The organism is Bacillus sp. SKDU12 (assembly GCF_010093085.1).
GTDB lineage: Bacteria > Bacillota > Bacilli > Bacillales > Bacillaceae > Bacillus > Bacillus mexicanus.
Map to the genome: position 1 here is coordinate 78,391 of NZ_MSRC01000017.1, position 18,356 is coordinate 96,746.

General features: G+C 44.3%; 17 protein-coding genes and 1 pseudogene. 7 read left to right on the forward strand and 11 right to left on the reverse strand.

The window, feature by feature from the left end; genetic code table 11:
- The first annotated feature begins 15 nt into the window (after window positions 1-15).
- Window positions 16-348, forward strand: coding sequence for a PTS lichenan transporter subunit IIA (gene licA, locus BTW01_RS14605; RefSeq protein WP_162103715.1), 333 nt, complete (start codon window positions 16-18; stop codon window positions 346-348).
- Window positions 345-1,673: a 6-phospho-beta-glucosidase LicH gene (gene licH / locus BTW01_RS14610; protein WP_162103718.1), complete on the forward strand. Its 1,329-nt coding sequence runs from the start codon at window positions 345-347 to the stop codon at window positions 1,671-1,673. Before licA ends, licH begins: the two co-directional genes overlap by 4 nt.
- A gap of 31 nt (window positions 1,674-1,704) precedes the next feature.
- Here licH and BTW01_RS14615 read toward each other — a convergent pair whose 3' ends face one another.
- The 7 genes from BTW01_RS14615 to BTW01_RS14645 form a co-directional block, all read right to left on the reverse strand.
- Window positions 1,705-2,796: a branched-chain amino acid aminotransferase gene (locus tag BTW01_RS14615; protein WP_162103720.1), complete on the reverse strand. Its 1,092-nt coding sequence runs from the start codon at window positions 2,794-2,796 to the stop codon at window positions 1,705-1,707.
- Between the two features lie 141 nt (window positions 2,797-2,937).
- Complete coding sequence (locus BTW01_RS14620) at window positions 2,938-3,696, reverse strand: SDR family oxidoreductase (protein WP_162103728.1); 759 nt, start codon at window positions 3,694-3,696, stop codon at window positions 2,938-2,940.
- Window positions 3,697-3,783: 87 nt separating this feature from the next.
- The gene (dltD, locus tag BTW01_RS14625; protein WP_162103730.1) at window positions 3,784-4,962 is read right to left on the reverse strand and encodes a D-alanyl-lipoteichoic acid biosynthesis protein DltD; all 1,179 of its coding nucleotides are present in this window, start codon (window positions 4,960-4,962) and stop codon (window positions 3,784-3,786) included.
- Window positions 4,962-5,198, reverse strand: a complete 237-nt coding sequence (gene dltC / locus BTW01_RS14630; protein ID WP_039075079.1) for a D-alanine--poly(phosphoribitol) ligase subunit DltC — start codon at window positions 5,196-5,198, stop codon at window positions 4,962-4,964. Before dltC ends, dltD begins: the two co-directional genes overlap by 1 nt.
- Before the next feature lie 16 nt (window positions 5,199-5,214).
- Window positions 5,215-6,399, reverse strand: coding sequence for a D-alanyl-lipoteichoic acid biosynthesis protein DltB (dltB, locus tag BTW01_RS14635; RefSeq protein ID WP_162103733.1), 1,185 nt, complete (start codon window positions 6,397-6,399; stop codon window positions 5,215-5,217).
- Entirely contained in the window at window positions 6,396-7,898 is a 1,503-nt protein-coding gene (gene dltA, locus BTW01_RS14640) for a D-alanine--poly(phosphoribitol) ligase subunit DltA (protein ID WP_162103984.1), read from the reverse strand. The genes dltB and dltA overlap by 4 nt, the downstream gene beginning before the upstream one ends.
- Window positions 7,899-7,915: 17 nt before the next feature.
- Window positions 7,916-8,065 (reverse strand): teichoic acid D-Ala incorporation-associated protein DltX, encoded by a 150-nt coding sequence (locus BTW01_RS14645; RefSeq protein ID WP_162103735.1) that lies wholly within the window; start codon window positions 8,063-8,065, stop codon window positions 7,916-7,918.
- A 130-nt stretch (window positions 8,066-8,195) separates the two neighbouring features.
- Between BTW01_RS14645 and BTW01_RS14650 the strand changes: the two are divergent.
- The 3 genes and pseudogenes from BTW01_RS14650 to ywaC all read left to right on the forward strand — a co-directional run bounded on the left by BTW01_RS14650 (window position 8,196) and on the right by ywaC (window position 10,199).
- Window positions 8,196-8,332 (forward strand): annotated as a pseudogene (locus BTW01_RS14650) (hypothetical protein).
- Window positions 8,333-8,494: 162 nt separating this feature from the next.
- The gene (locus BTW01_RS14655; RefSeq protein ID WP_162103738.1) at window positions 8,495-9,424 is read left to right on the forward strand and encodes a 1,4-dihydroxy-2-naphthoate polyprenyltransferase; all 930 of its coding nucleotides are present in this window, start codon (window positions 8,495-8,497) and stop codon (window positions 9,422-9,424) included.
- Window positions 9,425-9,566: 142 nt separating this feature from the next.
- The gene (ywaC, locus tag BTW01_RS14660) at window positions 9,567-10,199 is read left to right on the forward strand and encodes a GTP pyrophosphokinase YwaC (RefSeq protein WP_003222250.1); all 633 of its coding nucleotides are present in this window, start codon (window positions 9,567-9,569) and stop codon (window positions 10,197-10,199) included.
- A gap of 42 nt (window positions 10,200-10,241) precedes the next feature.
- Here ywaC and BTW01_RS14665 read toward each other — a convergent pair whose 3' ends face one another.
- The gene (locus BTW01_RS14665; RefSeq protein ID WP_162103740.1) at window positions 10,242-11,609 is read right to left on the reverse strand and encodes a M28 family metallopeptidase; all 1,368 of its coding nucleotides are present in this window, start codon (window positions 11,607-11,609) and stop codon (window positions 10,242-10,244) included.
- A 208-nt stretch (window positions 11,610-11,817) separates the two neighbouring features.
- On the opposite strand from BTW01_RS14665, the gene BTW01_RS14670 reads away from it, so the two are divergent.
- Together BTW01_RS14670 and BTW01_RS14675 are read left to right on the forward strand one after the other, a co-directional pair.
- Window positions 11,818-12,531, forward strand: a complete 714-nt coding sequence (locus tag BTW01_RS14670; RefSeq protein WP_162103741.1) for a TIGR02206 family membrane protein — start codon at window positions 11,818-11,820, stop codon at window positions 12,529-12,531.
- Between the two features lie 110 nt (window positions 12,532-12,641).
- A complete protein-coding gene (locus tag BTW01_RS14675; protein ID WP_162103742.1) occupies window positions 12,642-13,502 on the forward strand; it encodes a glycosyltransferase family 8 protein in 861 nt (286 codons plus the stop codon).
- Window positions 13,503-13,547: 45 nt separating this feature from the next.
- Here the strand turns inward: BTW01_RS14675 and sacY are convergent, their stop codons facing one another.
- From sacY to BTW01_RS14690, 3 genes are all read right to left on the reverse strand, one after another.
- On the reverse strand, window positions 13,548-14,390 hold the full coding sequence (sacY, locus tag BTW01_RS14680) for a transcription antiterminator SacY (RefSeq protein WP_162103743.1): 843 nt from the start codon (window positions 14,388-14,390) through the stop codon (window positions 13,548-13,550).
- 53 nt (window positions 14,391-14,443) lie between these two features.
- On the reverse strand, window positions 14,444-15,823 hold the full coding sequence (locus BTW01_RS14685) for a sucrose-specific PTS transporter subunit IIBC (protein ID WP_162103744.1): 1,380 nt from the start codon (window positions 15,821-15,823) through the stop codon (window positions 14,444-14,446).
- A gap of 452 nt (window positions 15,824-16,275) precedes the next feature.
- The gene (locus tag BTW01_RS14690) at window positions 16,276-18,213 is read right to left on the reverse strand and encodes a S8 family peptidase (protein ID WP_162103745.1); all 1,938 of its coding nucleotides are present in this window, start codon (window positions 18,211-18,213) and stop codon (window positions 16,276-16,278) included.
- Window positions 18,214-18,356: the final 143 nt, after the last annotated feature.

Consider the following 18,356-nt stretch of genomic DNA (forward strand, 5'->3'; position numbering starts at 1 on the left):
AAGGAAGTGAATCGCGTGAATGAAAAAATGGAGCAAATTATTTTTCAAATAATTCTTCACGGAGGAAATGGAAGGAGCTCTGCAATGGAGGCCATTGCCGCTGCGAAAAGCGGTGATCCAGAAGAAGCGCGGAAAAAGCTTCAAGACGCCGCAGAAGAATTATCAAAAGCCCACCATTATCAGACAGAGCTGATCCAAAATGAAGCGGGCGGAGAAAAAACGGAAATGACACTTCTGATGGTGCATGCACAGGATCATTTAATGAATGCGATGACAGTGAAGGATCTGGCGGCGGAGTTCATTGAGTTATATGAAAAAATCACCGAACAAAGGGGAGCAAGCATATGACAAAAGGATTGAAGATTGTCACGATTGGCGGAGGTTCAAGCTACACGCCTGAGCTAGTGGAAGGGTTGATTAAACGGTATGATGAGCTGCCTGTCCGAGAATTATGGCTCGTTGACATCCCTGAGGGCGAAGAAAAGCTGAATATTGTCGGTACGCTCGCCAAACGAATGGTTGAAAAAGCTGGCGTCCCGATCGATATTCACCTTACGCTCGACCGGAGAAAAGCGTTGAAGGGTGCAGACTTTGTCACGACCCAGTTTCGCGTCGGGCTTCTGCAGGCAAGAGCCAAGGATGAGCGCATCCCTTTAAAATACGGGGTTATCGGCCAGGAAACGAACGGCCCGGGAGGCCTGTTTAAAGGATTGCGTACGATTCCGGTTATCCTAGAAATCGCGAAAGACATTGAGGAGCTTTGCCCGGACGCATGGCTCGTCAACTTCACAAATCCTGCCGGCATGGTGACAGAAGCCTTGCTTCGCTACTCTAACCTGAAGAAAGTCGTCGGTCTCTGTAACGTTCCAATCGGCATTAAAATGGGTGTTGCCAAAGCGCTTGATGTAGATGTGAACCGTGTAGAAGTCCAATTCGCCGGACTGAATCATATGGTGTTCGGGCTCGATGTTTTCTTGGACGGCGTCAGTGTGAAGGATCGAGTCATCGAAGCGATGGGTGACCCGGAAAACGCGATGACGATGAAAAATATTTCAGGCGCAGAATGGGAGCCGGAATTTTTAAAAGCGCTTGATATCATTCCTTGCGGCTACCACCGTTACTATTTCAAAACAAAAGAGATGCTTGAGCACGAGCTGGAAGCATCACAAACAGAAGGCACCCGCGCTGAAGTGGTGCAGAAGGTCGAAAAAGAGCTGTTTGAGCTTTATAAAGATCCAAACCTTGCGATCAAACCGCCGCAGCTGGAAAAGCGGGGAGGCGCTTACTACAGCGATGCAGCTTGTAATTTAATCAGCTCCATTTACAATGATAAACACGATATTCAGCCGGTAAACACGGTGAATAACGGGGCAATCGCCAGCATCCCAGACGATTCAGCGGTTGAAGTAAACTGCGTGATGACGAAAAACGGCCCTCAGCCAATTGCTGTCGGTGACTTGCCGGTATCTGTCCGAGGCCTCGTCCAGCAAATTAAATCATTTGAGCGTGTCGCGGCAGAAGCGGCGGTCACAGGCGACTATCAAACAGCGCTCCTCGCCATGACGATCAATCCGCTCGTCCCATCCGATACTGTGGCCAAACAGATTTTAGACGAAATGCTGGAGGCGCACAAAGCGTACCTGCCGCAGTTCTTTAACAAAATTGAAGCGTAAAAAAAGCCGGCATTCAGTGCCGGCTTTTTGCTTACTTGCTTTCAGTCAGCGCTGCGACTTCGGTTGTCCATCCGAAGTCGTCTGCGACAGCGCCTTTTTGAATGCCTGTAATTGTGTCATATAGTTTTTTCGCGATTTCTCCTGTTTCACCGTTGTTAATCGACAGTGTTTCATCCTGCCAGATCAGCTCGCCAACTGGGGAAATAACAGCTGCTGTTCCTGTTCCGAAGGCTTCTTCCAGAATGCCGTCTTTATGGGCTTGGATGACCTCATCGATTGTAATCTTTCGTTCTGAAACTTGCAGGCCCCAATGCTTAAGCAAAGCGATGACGGAATTGCGTGTAATGCCTTCAAGGATGCTTCCGTTTAGCATCGGTGTTACAATTTCTCCGTTGATTTTGAAAAAGATGTTCATGCTTCCGACTTCTTCGATGTATTTTTTCTCAACGCCGTCCAGCCAGAGTACTTGAGAAAATCCTTTCTCTTCAGCAACCTGCTGAGCTTTTAAGCTTGAAGCATAATTCCCTGCGGTTTTGGCATTTCCCGTTCCGCCTTTTACCGCGCGGACAAATTCACTTTCAACGGCGATTTTGACTGGTTTGATGCCTTCTTTATAATAAGAACCGACCGGAGAGAGAATGATAAAGAGCTTATACGTATGAGATGCCGCAACGCCGAGGAAAGGCTCGGTTGCAATGATGAACGGACGGATGTAAAGAGATGTGCCCTCTGCATTCGGAATCCAGTCTTTATCGATGGCAACAAGCTGTTTTAAACCTTCCAGAACTTGTTCTTCATCGATTTGCGGGATGCAAAGGCGGTCGTTTGATTGATTCAGGCGTTCCATATTTTTTTCCGGTCTGAAAAGCAGGACATGGTCATTCTCCGACACGTAAGCCTTTAACCCTTCAAACACGGTTTGGCCGTAGTGATATACCATTGCCGCCGGGTCCATTGAAAAGGGTTGATAAGGAATGATTCTTGGGTCGTACCATCCTTTATCCGCCGCATAGTCCATTACAAACATGTGGTCTGTAAACACTCTTCCGAACGAAAGCTGATTTGGATCTGGTTTTGGTTTTTTAGTTGATGTCAATTCAACGCGAATCGTTTGTTTAGTCATGGTCAATCTCCCTGTTGTTAAATTGTTTATATTATCAAACTTATTTGAAAATAATTTATATTCTATTGTATACCTTCAACAAATATTCGCAATAGGTTTACGTAAATTTGCAAGAAATTCATAAGAAAAAAGCAGGAGAAATTAATTCTCCTGCGTGTTCATTTGCTCGAACACCTTGTCATAATCAGCGCGAGTGGCATTCCGAAGTCCTTCGACGCGTTCATTTGTAATTTCTTGTTTGCCTTCCTTTAGACCGTCCAAGAAATACTGAACATATTCTTCAGTTGAAAGGCCGCGGTACGTCAGACCTTGTTTATCACGTGATTTTTGGTTTAATGCTGTGTCCACCATAGGAGGCGCCATTTCTATTACTTCCACGCTCGTCTTGCGAAGCTGGTGTCTCAGCGTAAGCGAGAATGAGTGAAGCGCCGCTTTCGTTGCGCAGTACACCGGATAAACTGCTAACGGGTTAAACGCAAGCCCAGATGTGACCTGAACAATTGCCGCCTCGGAATGCTTCATCAAATGAGGAGTAAAAAGGGCTGATAAATGGACAGGCGCTTGAAAATTGAGTTCTATTTCATCTCCGTCCACGAAAAGCTCCTCTGTCCCTTTTCTGAAGTCAATTTCCTTTTGAATGCCTGCATTGTTGACGAGAACATTCAGATTCGGAAATTCCTTTAGAACCCATTCAGATAATGCTTCACGTTCAGAAAGGTCCGCAACATCACACTGCTTAGTATGGATGTTCGGGAGCTGCTGTTTCGCTTCGGTTAGACGTGTTTCGCTGCGTCCGCAAATAATGACTTCATTGCCGAGCTCCAGCAGCCTTTTGGCCAGTTCAAGCCCAATGCCGGCGGAACCGCCTGTAATTAACACCGTATTGCCTGTCATCTTCATAGATGTAACACCTCTTATCTGTTGGCTGTGATTCCTTTACTATTTCAAATCTTAGCAGGAAATATGCAACCGCGTCCTAAGAGATGCTCAGGATGAAGTGACTTTTCCGGTTTTGTAAAACTCGTCGATTGCTTTATCGACATGCACCCAGCCTTTCCAGCCGATGTGAATGGTATCTTTCATGAAATACGGATCATATTCATGTCCTGAAAAGTCAGCAACCTGGAAGCCCTTGGCTCTGATCTGTTTATTCACCTTTTTGTAATAGTCAGTGCGTCCTTTTTTCGGGAAGCCGGTATAGTCGTACCATTTTCCGTTAACAGGAATGGTGACAAACATAGGCTCTGCACCCGCATCCTTCAGGATATCAAGCATCATCTCAAAATCCTTGTATTCCGGTGACACTGCATACGATTTTCTTTTGTTTGTCCCTTTTAGCTTAGGCACTTTCGGCTTTAGCTTTTTATAAATGGGGTTGTCGATGTGAAAATCGTTAGATCCGGAGTGGCGTTTGCCTGATTGATCTGCGAGTTTATTTAATTCAGACCATGACTTGTCCTTTACCGACTGCGAGATATAACGCTTTGGCCCGGAGGATTCCATCGTTGAATAATACATGTCTTTCTTTTCCAGCATGCTGTAGTAGACTTTTGCCGCCGGTTTCAGCGCGTTCACTTTCCATGTCTGGTCGTTTATCATTGCTTTATACAGCTCGGAAAGAACCGCGTCGTTTTTCACGACTTTAAAGCGCAGCATGCGTTTCATCATGTACTTTTTCACATCGGGATCGATCTGCTCGTTAAATGCCAAATCAAGCCCTTGCAGCGCGGAAAAATTCGGCGCGAAATGCTGTTCATCAGATCCGCGCTTAATAAACCATTGCGGGGACACGATGAATACGATTTTTTTGCCCTTCAGCTGATCCTTATGGGCAGCGAAGTTTAAGGAATGAATCAACGACTGGGAGCCGCCTTTGCCGACAAGGTATGGCGTGAACCCTTCATTGTTTACTTGAAAGTAATTAGATGGGTGGAATTCATCCAGCCGAGAAAGCTCAGAAGATCCGTAAATCGGAAGATATGCCGGATCTTCGAGTGCTTGATCTTGTAAATAAAGCCCTTGAAACATGCTTGGATTCAAGGCTGTTGCTGACTCCTTCACCCGTTTATCGGTAATGAAGCCTGTCAGCCATGAAGATGGAATTGCGATGGCGCCTGCGAATAGAATAAACGCCAAAATAATTGGACCGAAAAAACGCTTTTTCATTATTTCAACTCAGACAGCTGGTTTACAATGTTATTAGGCGTATTCCAAACATCCCGATCAAATTCAGTGATCGGCACTAAAATATCAAAACGGTTTTCAATCGCAAGCAGCAATTCTACTGTTCCAAAAGAATCAAGCAAACCTTCTTCAAAAATATCAATATCAGGATTTTCCTTTACGATGTCATCCTGGCAAACCTCTGCTAAAACGTCTAATACCTCTTGTTTAAATTCCATAGCTTTCTAATCTCCTTTAATGATGATGAAATAGTTTTCCTGAGAAAATATAAAATCCAAAGCAAACGAAATGGAACGTGATCACAATCGCAAGAACCGTTGTCCACCGGTTGGACGGCAGCCATTTGTATTTCTTATTCCATTTCTCGAAAAAGTTGTAGCACGTCATCAGCACGGCATGATAGAGGCCGTAGATGATATATTGCGGCGCAAGCCCGTGCCAAACCCCCATCAGCATAAACAGCAGGAAATACCCGATGTTTGAGGTGGCCATACGGTTTTTGATCCACTTTTTCTTTGTCATCCAAAATACGAATCTCATGAACACATAATCTCTGAACCAGAATGACAGAGACATATGCCAGCGATTCCAGAAATCTTTAATATTTTTACTGATAAACGGTTTATTAAAGTTTTCCGGTGATTTAATACCCATGATATAGCTGACCCCGACGGCAAACATGGTGTAGCCGGCGAAATCAAAGAACAAATACAGGCTGTAGCCGTACATGTACAGCAAGTTCCCGAGAATCTTATTGTGCGTGATCGCGGGAAGATTCATGATGAAGTACGTATTGATCGCATAACCGATTATAAACTTATACAGGAAACCGATAAAGATTTTATGTATTCCAGTATACAATAGGTCGGCGTATTCTTCTTTTGTCCAAGCCTTCTGTTCATCCTTGACGAATCGGCGGTATCTGTCGATCGGGCCGGAAGAAATCGTCGGGAAAAACAGGATGAAATACAGCAAGCGGTGCAGCGGCAGCTGTTCTTTCAGCAGGCCGTCTCTTGCCTCCATAATCAGCTGAACGCCTTTAAAGGTTAAATACGAAATCCCTAAAAAGCTGATCAGGTTAAGTGTCGGCTGATGCGGCTGCGGGTGTGAAAGAAACGGCCATATTTTTGACAAGAATAAAGGCAGAATCGACGCGATAACAGCTCCGCAAAAAACAAAGCCGCTATTCGCTTTCTGCCGGTATGCCAGATAGCCGCTGATCAGGAGCACCTGCCATACCGTAAACAGGCATAGCGCGATGGCCCCGTGTAAGTCGTGCGAAAAAATCAAAGCCAATATAACGATAGATATGAACATGTTGTATGCTTGAAATCTTTTTCCGTTCAAGCCGAGTATGATTGTCGGCAGAAGAAGAATGCCAAGCAGTATAAAAAATAAAAACGAGCTGTAAGGCGTCATACAAGAACCTCTTCACCGATGCGTTTTCGGTCAATTTTGCCGTTAGCCGTCATTTGAATGTGATCCTGATAAATGAATTTTCTCGGGATCATATACGCCGGAAGGGAAGCGGCAAGCTCTTTTTTAATGGCGCTTGTCAGCTGGAATTCCTTCTGGAACTCATGCTTCTCAGGCACAATAGCTGCGATCAGATACTCAACGGTTCCGTTTGGCTGATACGGGATCACGACAGCAGAGCGAACGTATTGAGACTGTCTGACATGGACCTCAATTTCCTCCAGCTCCATTCGGTAGCCGTGAAGTTTAATTTGGAAATCCAAACGCCCTTGGCAGAAAATCTGACCATCTTGGATAAAGCCGGCATCGCCAGTTCGGTACGCCCACTCGCCTTCATAAGAGAAAAACGCTTTATCAGTCAGCTCGGGCTCTCCAAGGTAGCCTTGGCTTACACTAGGCCCTGCAATGATGATTTCTCCTTTTTCTCCATCAGGAAGCGGCTGTCCCTGATCATCCATAATGATAATGTTCATATCTGGCTTCGCGTAGCCTACTGGCAGCGATTCGCTGCGGCTGATGATGTCCTCTGTAATTTCAACAGATGTGACAGCCACTGTCGCTTCAGTCGGACCGTACGTATTAAAGATTTTTGCTTTCGGAAAACGCTCAAGCAGCGCTTTTGCAACAGAAACCGGCAGAACCTCTCCGCAAAACATAAATGTGTCTGCTTCAGGCAGCAGCTCCTGTGAAAACCCTGGGTCCATCAGGCACATCTGTGCAAAGGAAGGGGTTGATGTCCACACATTCAGCCCGGATTTTTTCAGCTCTTCGAATAAGATTTTCGGCTTATTCACAGCGTCCTTTGTTACACAGTGTAAAGTCCCGCCTGATTGAAGGCACGGATAAAGATCCATGACAGATAAATCAAATGAAAACGGTGCTTGGTTTAAAAATGTTTTTCCTCCGTTAACTGGAAAGTCAGCACAAATCCAGTCTGTAAAGCTTTGAAGGTTCGCAGCGGAAATCTGCACGCCTTTAGGATTTCCTGTGCTTCCGGAAGTGTAAATGATATAAAACGTCTCGTGTTCCTTGACCCATTGATCTTGGCTGACAGGGCCGTCCGTGTTTTCCAGCAGTTCTTCCGCAGAAACCGTCTGAATATCTGCATCAATTGGAAGTCCGGCTGTATGGATCAGCAATTCTGCTCCAGAACTTTCGATAATTTTCGCAATCCGCTCGGACGGAATGGACATATCAACCGGAATATAAGGGTGTCCTGCCTTAACGCTCCCTAAGAAGGAAACGATCATGTGCGGCTCCATATGGCCGTACACAAGGATAGGAGATTTCTTTTCTCCGGATATGCGTTTTTGGATCGCGGCAGCCGCGCGGTCAGACTGCTCCCATAATTCCAGATATGTGAGCGACTGGCCTTGAGAGCGGAAGGCATCCGATTGCGGATAAGATTCCGCATTTGTTTGAATAGCATGTAAAAGTTTCATCATTATTCTCTCTCCATTTAGAAATCGTTATAAATATATGAACCGGTATTCGCGGTGTGAAAACCATACATAAAAAACAAAACGAGCAGTATCATCAAATAAAATCCTGTATGACATGCCCACTTGACAGCGGGTTTTTCATACAGCTGTTTCATCAATTGCAGCATATCAAAAATTCCCTTCCCGTTTTTTCGACAATTACATGAGTATTGACGAATAAATCATCAAAAAGTTTCATTTTTTCCCTAATCTCCCTCAGATTAATATATCGGCGTCTTCTTTTGAAAGTGAATCTTTATCATACGGGAGCTTCTTGCTGATCATAAAGGGAAAGATCACTGGAGTCAAAAGATCTTTCTTTAACTTTTAAAAAGCGTAATGCATTTAAAAAAATTTTTCTGTACCTATTTGTTCAGGTGAGAGCGGAAACCTAATGATATCGGGACAGAAAGCGTATAATAAGAAAGAAAACGCCTTCTTGCGGTATCTTGTGAAATGGGGGAGAAGTCATTATGATAGATAAGGAAGCAAAAGGAGTTTTTATCAAAGCTGCCGGCTGAAAAAAAGTAAGCCTTTTAATAGAAAGGAAGAGGAAGATGAACCAAACAAATAAGGGTCAGACAGCGCCGGAAAAAGAAAGCATGGGGCAGATCCTTTGGCAGTTAACCCGTCCTCATACGTTAACCGCATCGTTTGTGCCTGTGCTGCTCGGAACGGTTTTGGCGATGTTTTATGTGAAAGTTGATCTGCTGCTGTTTCTGGCTATGCTGTTTTCTTGCTTATGGATTCAGATCGCGACGAACTTATTTAATGAATACTATGATTTTAAACGCGGGTTGGATACAGCAGAGTCTGTCGGAATCGGAGGAGCCATTGTACGTCACGGAATGAAGCCTAAGACGATTTTGCAATTAGCTCTCGCGTCATACGGGATTGCCATCCTGCTCGGCGTCTATATTTGCGCGAACAGCAGCTGGTGGCTCGCTGTGATCGGCCTTGTCGGCATGGCGATTGGCTACCTGTATACAGGCGGACCGCTGCCGATTGCATACACGCCGTTCGGTGAGTTATTCTCAGGCATTTGCATGGGTTCGATGTTTGTGCTGATTTCGTTTTTTATTCAGACTGATAAGATCTATATGCAAAGCATTTTGATTTCAATCCCAATTGCCATTCTTGTCGGCGCGATTAACCTGTCGAACAACATTCGCGATATTGAAGAGGACAAAAAAGGCGGGCGCAAAACATTGGCAATTTTGATGGGGCATAAGGGAGCTGTTACTCTCTTGGCTGCGTCGTTTGCTGTCGCTTATATTTGGGTTGTCGGCTTGGTCATCACCGGTGCCGCAAGCCCATGGCTGTTTGTTGTCTTTTTGAGCGTGCCTAAGCCGGTTCAGGCAGTGAAGGGCTTCGTCCAAAAAGAAATGCCGATGAATATGATTATCGCAATGAAATCAACAGCCCAAACAAATACATTTTTCGGATTCCTGCTCTCGATCGGATTATTGATCAGTTACTTCCGATGAAAAGAAAGATCGCTCGTTTGGGCGATCTTTTTTTGTTACATTTGATTGCATTTTGTGAAGAAAAATTCACAAAACCTTGCAGCAGCCAGACACGTCTAGTACATGGACAGCGGATAAATATCCGTTAAAGGAGATGATGAAAATGGATTTATCTGTAACGCATATGGACGATTTAAAAACAGTAATGGAAGATTGGAAAAATGAATTATTAGTTTATAAATTTGCGCTGGATGCCTTGGATACAAAGTTTTCAATTATCAGCCAGGAATATAACCTTATACACGGTCACAATCCGATTGAACATACGAAATCCCGTGTCAAAAGCTTTGAGAGTATTGTGAATAAGTTAATGAGAAAGGGCTGTGAGATTACGACGAAGGAAATGAAGGAGCACATTAATGACATTGCCGGTGTACGCATTATTTGTTCCTTTATTTCAGATATTTATAATGTCGTGAATGTTTTAAAGCAGCATGAAGATTTGAGAATTGTAAAAGTGAAAGATTATATCCAGACGCCTAAACCGAACGGCTACCGAAGTCTGCATTTAATTATTGAGATGCCTGTGAATTTAACGAACCGCGTGGAATATGTCAAAGCAGAAATTCAAATTCGGACGATCGCGATGGATTTCTGGGCGAGCCTTGAACATAAAATTTACTACAAATTGAACAATGACGTTCCTAAGCAATTAACAGATGAGCTGAAGGAAGCCGCGGAGATCGCCCATTACTTAGACGAGAAAATGCTGGGGATTAAGAAAGAAGTAGATTAGAGAAATATCACGCTGAAAAGACGGCAGATGCGCCGTCTTTTTTTATTTGATATCTTCATAAATATCAGAGGTTTCCGCCTTCGTTTGTTTCTTAATGGTTTTCGGTTTCTTCTCTTTTTTCACAGCTTGATAGACAGCGTTTGTTACAAGATCACCCGCTTGCTGGAGGCGTTCTTTGCTGACATGCTCGATCGAGTCTTCCGGGGTATGATACCATGGCTCGACTTCTCCAGTTTCCGGGTCACCCCATATAAAGTTAGCCGAATCAATGCCGGCTTCGTGGAACGGCACATGATCAGAAGATCCTCCCCGTGTGAGAGACAGGCTGTCAAATCCAATTTTTTCAGCAGCGGTATGGCTGGATGCCCAAACCTCGTTCGGTTGGCCGTCCAATGTGTTGACATACAGCTCAGACGCTTTCTCCCAGCTTGTGCCTACCATGTCTAAGTTGAAGTTCACTTCGCTTTTTTTCAGCTCTTTTCCAGATAGGTGATCTACATAATGAGAGGAGCCGAGCAGACCGAGCTCTTCAGCGCCAAAAGCGATAAAGCGGATTTCTTTATCAGAAGGAATACTTTTTAAGACACGCGCCATTTCCAGCACGACAGAGGTTCCCGAGGCGTTGTCATTTGCTCCGGGTGAAAAAGGCACACTATCGTAATGGGCTGTCACATACACAATGTTTGGATGTTTGATATTTTTGGGCTTTTTGATTCCGATGATGTTTTGGGAGGTTTGGTTAGTGATTGCTTTTAGTTTTAAGGTGGCTTCTTTCTGCTGAGTAAGGGTTTCACCGTCTTCTTTTTTAATACCGACCACAGGGATGCCAATCTTATTTCCTGACAGATTTGGCGTCACAGGCACGAGGCTTTCTTTGTTGTTATAAATGATGACGGCCTTCGCTCCGGCGTCTTCGGCATTTTTGGCTTTTTCGTAAAATGTCAGGTCTCCTCTGGAGATTAAGGCGATTTTGCCCTTAATGTCAGCGGTGAAGTCCTTTGGATAACCTAAGCCGGCATTGTAAAGCGGCGCCGTCAGCCCTTGTTTCTCAGTTGGGGCTGACCCGGATGCCGCTCGAAGAAGAATATCATGTCCTTCTGAAGAAAGTGTTCCCTCAAGCCTGTCAGGAATACTGAATCGTTGAACCTTCACATCCAGATTTAGTGTTCTCAAGGCCGAGGCGATAAATAGGGCACTCTTTTTTTCAGCGGCAGTTCCGGCTATTCTGGGACCGATTGCTTCACTGAGCTGGGAAATGGTGGAGTACGCCCGCTTTGCTTGGAATGGAAGCTCCTGCTCACTATCTGCTATTTGAACAGCGCGGGCAGCAGGGGTGACACTTTGTGTCGGCGTGAAAATCGTGCCGGCAGTTACAACGGCCATTGTCATTACAGTCAAAAGCTTTTTCATCAGAATAAAACCTCCCCTAATGTATGGATGGGGAATATTTCGGGATGCTAAAGGAATTCCCTGCAAGATAGGAGTGTTTTTGAAAAGATCATTCTTTATACCTGTAAAAAGTGCTTTAAGGGCGGACAGGTCGAGTATCGTTATTGATTGAATAAAAAAAGCCCGAATAACGCCAAAATAAACAAAAACCCGCAAATGGGGTGCAGTCTTGCAAAAATATGTTCAATCCGTCTATAAACATGACCCATTCCAGCTTTTTTCAGCAGAGCACGTGGTGACATTGTCGATCATCACCCTTTTGGCCGTGCTGTTGTTTCTGTTCCGAGGGATGGTCCAACGCTTTAAGATCAGCCGTTTTTTACGTCATTTGCTGGTGGTTCTGCTGCTTGGTTCGCAAATCGGTTATCATATATGGATGATCGCCGCAGGCATGTGGTCGGTGCGCACTTCATTGCCCCTCCAGCTCAGTGACCTGTCGGTGTATTTGTCAGCCATCATGCTGTTGACCAAGAGCAGGGTGCTGTTTGTATTTTTGTATTTTGCCGGCATCAGCAGCTCAATTCAGGCGCTTGCCACTCCTGATCTCGGGATGTTTTCATTTCCGCATATCCGTTATATCCTCTTTTTTATTTCGCATGGATCCGTGTTTCTGTCTTGTCTGCTGATGTCGGTAATTGGGACGTTCAGGCTCAGGCAGCGTTCTTTATGGAAGACAGTTCTCATTGTTAATGTGTACGGAGTCTGTATTTATCTGCTTGACCGGTGGCTTGACGCGAATTATATGTATTTGACGAAAAAACCGAGCGGAGCTTCTCTTTTGGATGTTCTCGGGACTTGGCCGTGGTATATTCCCGTTGCTGAAGCGATTATGCTCGTAAGTTTTTTTGCCCTTTTTTGGCTTTATCGGATGTTCAAGACATGACACCCTTTTTGTTGTACAGCACATTCTATCAAAAAATTTTTGGATGAATGGTGTTTATTTTTTTGAAATCGGGAATGTAACTTGTACAACACAAAGGGAGATGAATACCATTGAAGAAAGATGAAGTTATGCATATCGTGTCATGCGCAGATGATAATTATGCTCGTCATTTAGGTGGAATGTTCGTTTCTTTATTGACAAATATGGATCAGGAGAGAGCGGTAAAATTATACGTCATTGATGGCGGAATTGAACCTGATAACAAAAAGAGATTGGAAGAAACCACTTTGAAATTCGGCGTGCCAATTGAGTTTTTAGAAGTGGACCCCAATATGTATGAATATGCGGTAGAGAGCACCCATATTACAAAAGCGGCGTATTACCGCATTTCAATTCCTGACTTAATTAAGGATGAGAACATCAAACGAATGATTTATATCGACTGTGATGCGCTGATTCTTGAGGATGTTTCAAAACTGTGGGACTTGGATATTGCGCCGTATACTGTTGCTGCTGTTGAGGATGCAGGACAGCATGAACGCTTGAAAGAAATGAACGTCAGTGATACAGGGAAGTATTTTAACTCAGGTATCATGATTATCGACTTTGAACCTTGGAGAAAGCAAAACATCACAGAAAAAGTTATCGACTTTATCAATGAACACCCTGACGAAGATTTTCTTGTGCTGCATGACCAAGATGCACTGAATGCGATCTTGTATGATAAGTGGTATGAACTTCATCCGCGTTGGAACGCTCAAACTTATATCATTTTAAAACAAAAAAAGCCTGCGACACTGTCAGGCCAGAAGCAATATAGAGAAACGAGAGAGAACCCAGCTATTGTTCACTTCTGCGGCGGAGAAAAGCCTTGGAATTCCAATACGAAACACCCGTATCGCGATCAATATTTCCACTACATGTCATATACGAAGTGGAGTACGATCAGCAATCCGGCAATGAACCAATAAATGTAAAAACGCTTTTGATCATCTCAAAAGCGTTTTTGTTTTGTCTCAGCGTGCAACTGACCGCTGGTAAAACCGCTGAATATGCATGGCGATATAACATAATTCTTTTTCAGGAAACTCAAAGCCGTACTCCTTCTTCACAAATGTGCCGATGCTTAGGGCACACAGGAAGGCATCTTTAAACCTCTCTTTAATAATGTCGATCATTTCCGCATCCAGCTCGTAAATGGATTCGCCCGCTTTGATATGCTGAATGGCAAAGCGGAGATGGGTCACAAGCCGTTCATAAGAGATGGTATCCTCCACAATATTGATCGACAGCTGAATTTCAATAATCCCGATAATATCACGGATCATCGTTGTAATATCAAGCGTCTGTGTCATATCCCCTGCATTGTTTCTTGCTGTATGGATGTGCATGGCGATATTGCCGATTTCATCATCGGGAATGTGAATCCCTGTTTTCTCTTTAATCAGGGCTCTGGCCCACAAGCCGATCTGGAATTCCTTCGGGTAAAGAACTTTGATCTCATTTAACAGCGGGTTTTTAATGATCATTCCCTTGCTCAGGCGTTCGATCGCAAAGGAAAGATGGTCTGAAAAGGCGACGTGAATTCGCTCGTTGATTTTGATGTTCAGCTCTTTTTCAGCATGGGAAATAATTTGCGCGGACATCTGAATATGATCCTCCGGCAATGTTTCTAAAATCTCTTCGAACTGCTTATAGTCATCTGTATCTTTTCTGACAAACGTTTTTTCTATTTTTGACTGGTCGACAATATCATTCTTCCTTTTGTCGAACGCGATTCCTGCACCTAAGAGAATCTTCTCTGTATTTTGATCCTTTACGACGATAGCATTATGATTTAAAATTCTTTTAATTTTCATAGCTTTTTTGTCCTTTCATCCCCCGTTTTATGAATGAAAACGAATAAATCCAGTTATTCTGTCTCTTCTTTAAACCCGAGAAACAATGTAGCTATAAAAGCAGAGACGGCTGCGATCAAAATACCGATTATATAATGAACAAAATTGGCGGCGCCGAACGGCAGCACGATCGAAATCATCGGAATGCCTGTCAGCCCATAGGAATTCGAAACGACATGAGCTGCAACCACGTATGCTCCGCCAATAGAGCCGCCGATGGCGGCTCCGATAAAGGGACGGATCAGTTTGACATTTACTCCGAATATAATCGGTTCTACAATGCCTAAAAACGCGGTCAGGGAAGCGGGGAGCGCAATTTTCTTCAAATTTGATTGTTTTGTTTTGAAGAAAACCGCAAGGCCCGCTCCGCCTTGAGCCACATTCGCCATCGACCATATCGGCACTAAAAAGTTCACGCCGACATGCGGATCAGCAAGCAGCGTTGCCTCAATCGCATAAAAGCTATGATGCAGGCCAGACAGAACGATAGTGGAGTAAATGCCGCCGAACAGGGCTCCGGCAACAATGCCGGCGTGATCATAAATATAGACAATCGACTGTGTCATGATCTGACCGATGATGGACGCAACGGGATTCATCATTATCAGTGAGAGGCACCCTGTCACCATAACTGTAATAAAAGGAATGATGACGACATCAAGCGACTTCGGCACAATCAATTTTAAGAGCTTCTCAATTTGGCTCATGACATAAACGGAGAGAAGAATCGGTATAATGGAACCCTGATAGCCCATCAACGGAATATGCAGCCCTCCCATGTCTAAGAAAGCGGGAGTTTTACTGCCGAGCATAGATGGGTCCAGCAAATCAGGATGCGTCAGGAGCCCTGCCAGCACTGCCCCTAAATAAGGGTTGCTGCCAAATTGCCGTGCGGCACTGAAGCCGACCAAAATCGGCAGCAAAATAAAGGCTGTGCTGGACACGAGATCAAGTATTTTGATCCACGGACTTCCCGCTGCGAACCAGTGAAACACCTTAATCATCCCGATCAGCCCCATGAGCAGGCCGCTTGCCGTTATTGCAGGGATGATCGGCACAAAGATATCGGATAGTGTTTTTGCAAATGCTGCGACAGGGTTCAGCTTTCGGCTGGCCTTTTTCTGTTGAACAGGTTCTTTAGAAGGCATGGCCTCCCACATCTGAACGACTTCTTTATATATTTTATGAACGACGCCCGCTCCAAAGATAATCTGGAATAGCCCATATCGAAAAAAGGTGCCCTGTACGCCTTGCAGGTTTTCTATGGCTTGTATATCGATTTTCGTCTCGTCTTTTATATTAAAACGAAGACGAGTCGTACAATGGCTGATGCTGATAATATTGCTTTTTCCTCCTGCGAGGAGCACTAGTTCTTTTGCGATTTCTTTTTGCAAGCAATCAAAACCTCCTTTGCAGAAGAAAAGTCGGCTTGTTTATCGTATCAAATGAAAAGTTGACAATCAAAGTGAAAAAAGTGAGAAATACCGGCTGAAAATGACAAAACGTGCAGGAACAGCACAAAAAATGCCCGCATCGGTGACGGAGCATGAGAATAAGGGGGTATCCATGGCGCCGTTATGAGTCCAACACGAAAAGAAGAGTTGAAAATGCCCTGTTTTTAGGCATTTATACTCCCTTTGCATCATTGGGGCTTGCCTGCCTGCCAGTCACAATCCCTCCATATGTGGTGATAACTGTAATAACGTTCATTTTATGATGTTCATCGCTTGATAGCAATAGTAGAAAAAGCCTGCGGGTAAAATGGGAAAAAGGTTGCGTATGGTTGTTTTTTTGAATAAAAAAAAGCCTCTAAGACCCTAAAATATAAGTCTTACAGGCTTTTTGGTTACTTCTTCGGTTTAACGGCATTCAGCCGTTTTTGCAGCTTTGTTTTTTCATTGGATGCTTTTAACTGATTCACTGCGGATTGAGCGGATTTCTTTGATTTTTTTGTTTTGTCTTTTTCCGCTTTCTTAACTTTGGTTTTGGCAGTTTCGATATGTTTTGCTTTGGCTGCTGCCGCTTTTTTCTTCACTTTATCTACCCGTTTTTGCAATGACGTTTTGTCTTTGCCGGATTGTAGCTGATTGACTGCTGATTGTGCTTTTGCCGCATTTGCATCGGTTGGCTTCTTTTCAGCCGCAGATACAGATTGCTGCGCTGTTTTCAAATTGGCGCTCTTCACTTTGTTCAGGCGTTTTTGCAGGCCCGTTTTTTCTGAACCTGCCGGAAGCTTGCTGACTGTTGATTGTGCGCTGTCAACATCTGGTTTCCTTTTGCTTTTTTCCGCTTTCGCCACTTTCTCTTTCGCCTGCTTTGATGCGATGTAGCGTTTTACTTGGTCTAAGCGTTTTTGCAGATTCTTTTTATCTGTTCCGTTTGAAAGCTTATTAATAGGAGTTTGTGCTGTATCAACGGTCTGCTGTGTTTTATATTTTTCCGCCTTTGCCACTTTGTCTTTCGCATCTTTTACATCTCTGTATGACTGTACTTTATCCAGTCTTTTTTGCAGGGCTGTTTTGGCATTGGAATTCGGAAGCTTGCTGACGAGCTTTCTCGCTTTGTCGATATCGGTTTGTGCTTTTGTTTGTTCCGCTTTTTTTACTGCTTGTTCTGTCGTCGTGTACCCTGAGTCTGATTTCTGCACTTTATACTGGATTAAGCCATAGCCAAATTGCTGATCGCGGCCTGGAGCTCCCGGATCAAAGATATTTTTCTGCATATCCGCTCGAAGCTGCACATTTGTCTTGGCAGGATCACGCTGTTTTAACAAAGCAAACATGGCAGCGGCGTGAGGTGTCGCTTGTGATGTTCCGCTCCCAGTCGCATAATATTGGTTTAAGTAAGTGCTCGTGATATTTGTTCCCGGCGCTGAAAATTCAACTTCATTCCCAGTCGTTGAGAAGGAGGCAAGCCGATTATTTTCATTTGTTGCTGAAACCGCAACGACACTGCTGTACGCGGCCGGATAGTTCACTGGCTTGCTGTTTCCGTCATTTCCGCTTGCGGCAACAAGCAGAATGCCTTGCTCATATGCTTTGTCCACGGCGTCATGGAGGATGTTGCTGTCTGCCGTCGTGCCAAGGCTCATATTGATAATATCCATCCTGTTTGTGATCGACCAGTCGATTCCTTGAAGAAGGCTTTGAAGATCCCCCGAACCGTTCCGATCAAGCGCTTTAACCGCGTATATTTGTGCTTCAGGTGCGATGCCGTCAATTCCGTAGCCATTATGCTTAGCTCCGATAATCCCTGCGACATGTGTTCCGTGGCCGTTATCATCTTTGTAAGAAGAGGTATAGCTGACAGCTGAAAACCCACCGGCAATCGACAGGTCATCATGGGGGGAGATCCCGCTGTCGATGACTGCAATTTTGACATTCTTGCCTGTCAGTCCCGCTTTCCAAGCCTGTTTTACTTGAATTGGTTCAAGGTTCCACTGCCCGAAGTTGTCAGAGGCCTTAGTGCTGCCTGAAAGCACTTTGATATCTGTGCCGCCCGCTGCGGTCAATGAAACATTGTTTTCAACATACAAAATATCAGGGTCTTGTTTTAATTCTTTTACTGTCTCCTGATCTGCTGTGACTGCTACAGCTGGAAGGTGCTTATACTGCTGTTCAACCTCAGCATCGCTGTCAAGGACGGTATCTTTGACGGCTTTATTTTTATAAACCACAATAACTTCTTTCTCGCTGCTTGTTTGCGCGTGAGCGAGAGGGCCTATGGCGAGAAAACTGAAAAACAGAGTGACTGATACAACAAGTTTGCAAGACATGTTTTTCATGATGAATCTCCTCTTTCTATGATGTTTGATATATATATCGGAGAAAAAACAGGGTTTAATAGTAAGGGGAATATTTTTAATGAACAGGGTTGTTTAGCAGCATTTAGATTTTTTCCGGAGAAAGAGGAAATTTTTCGAATGAA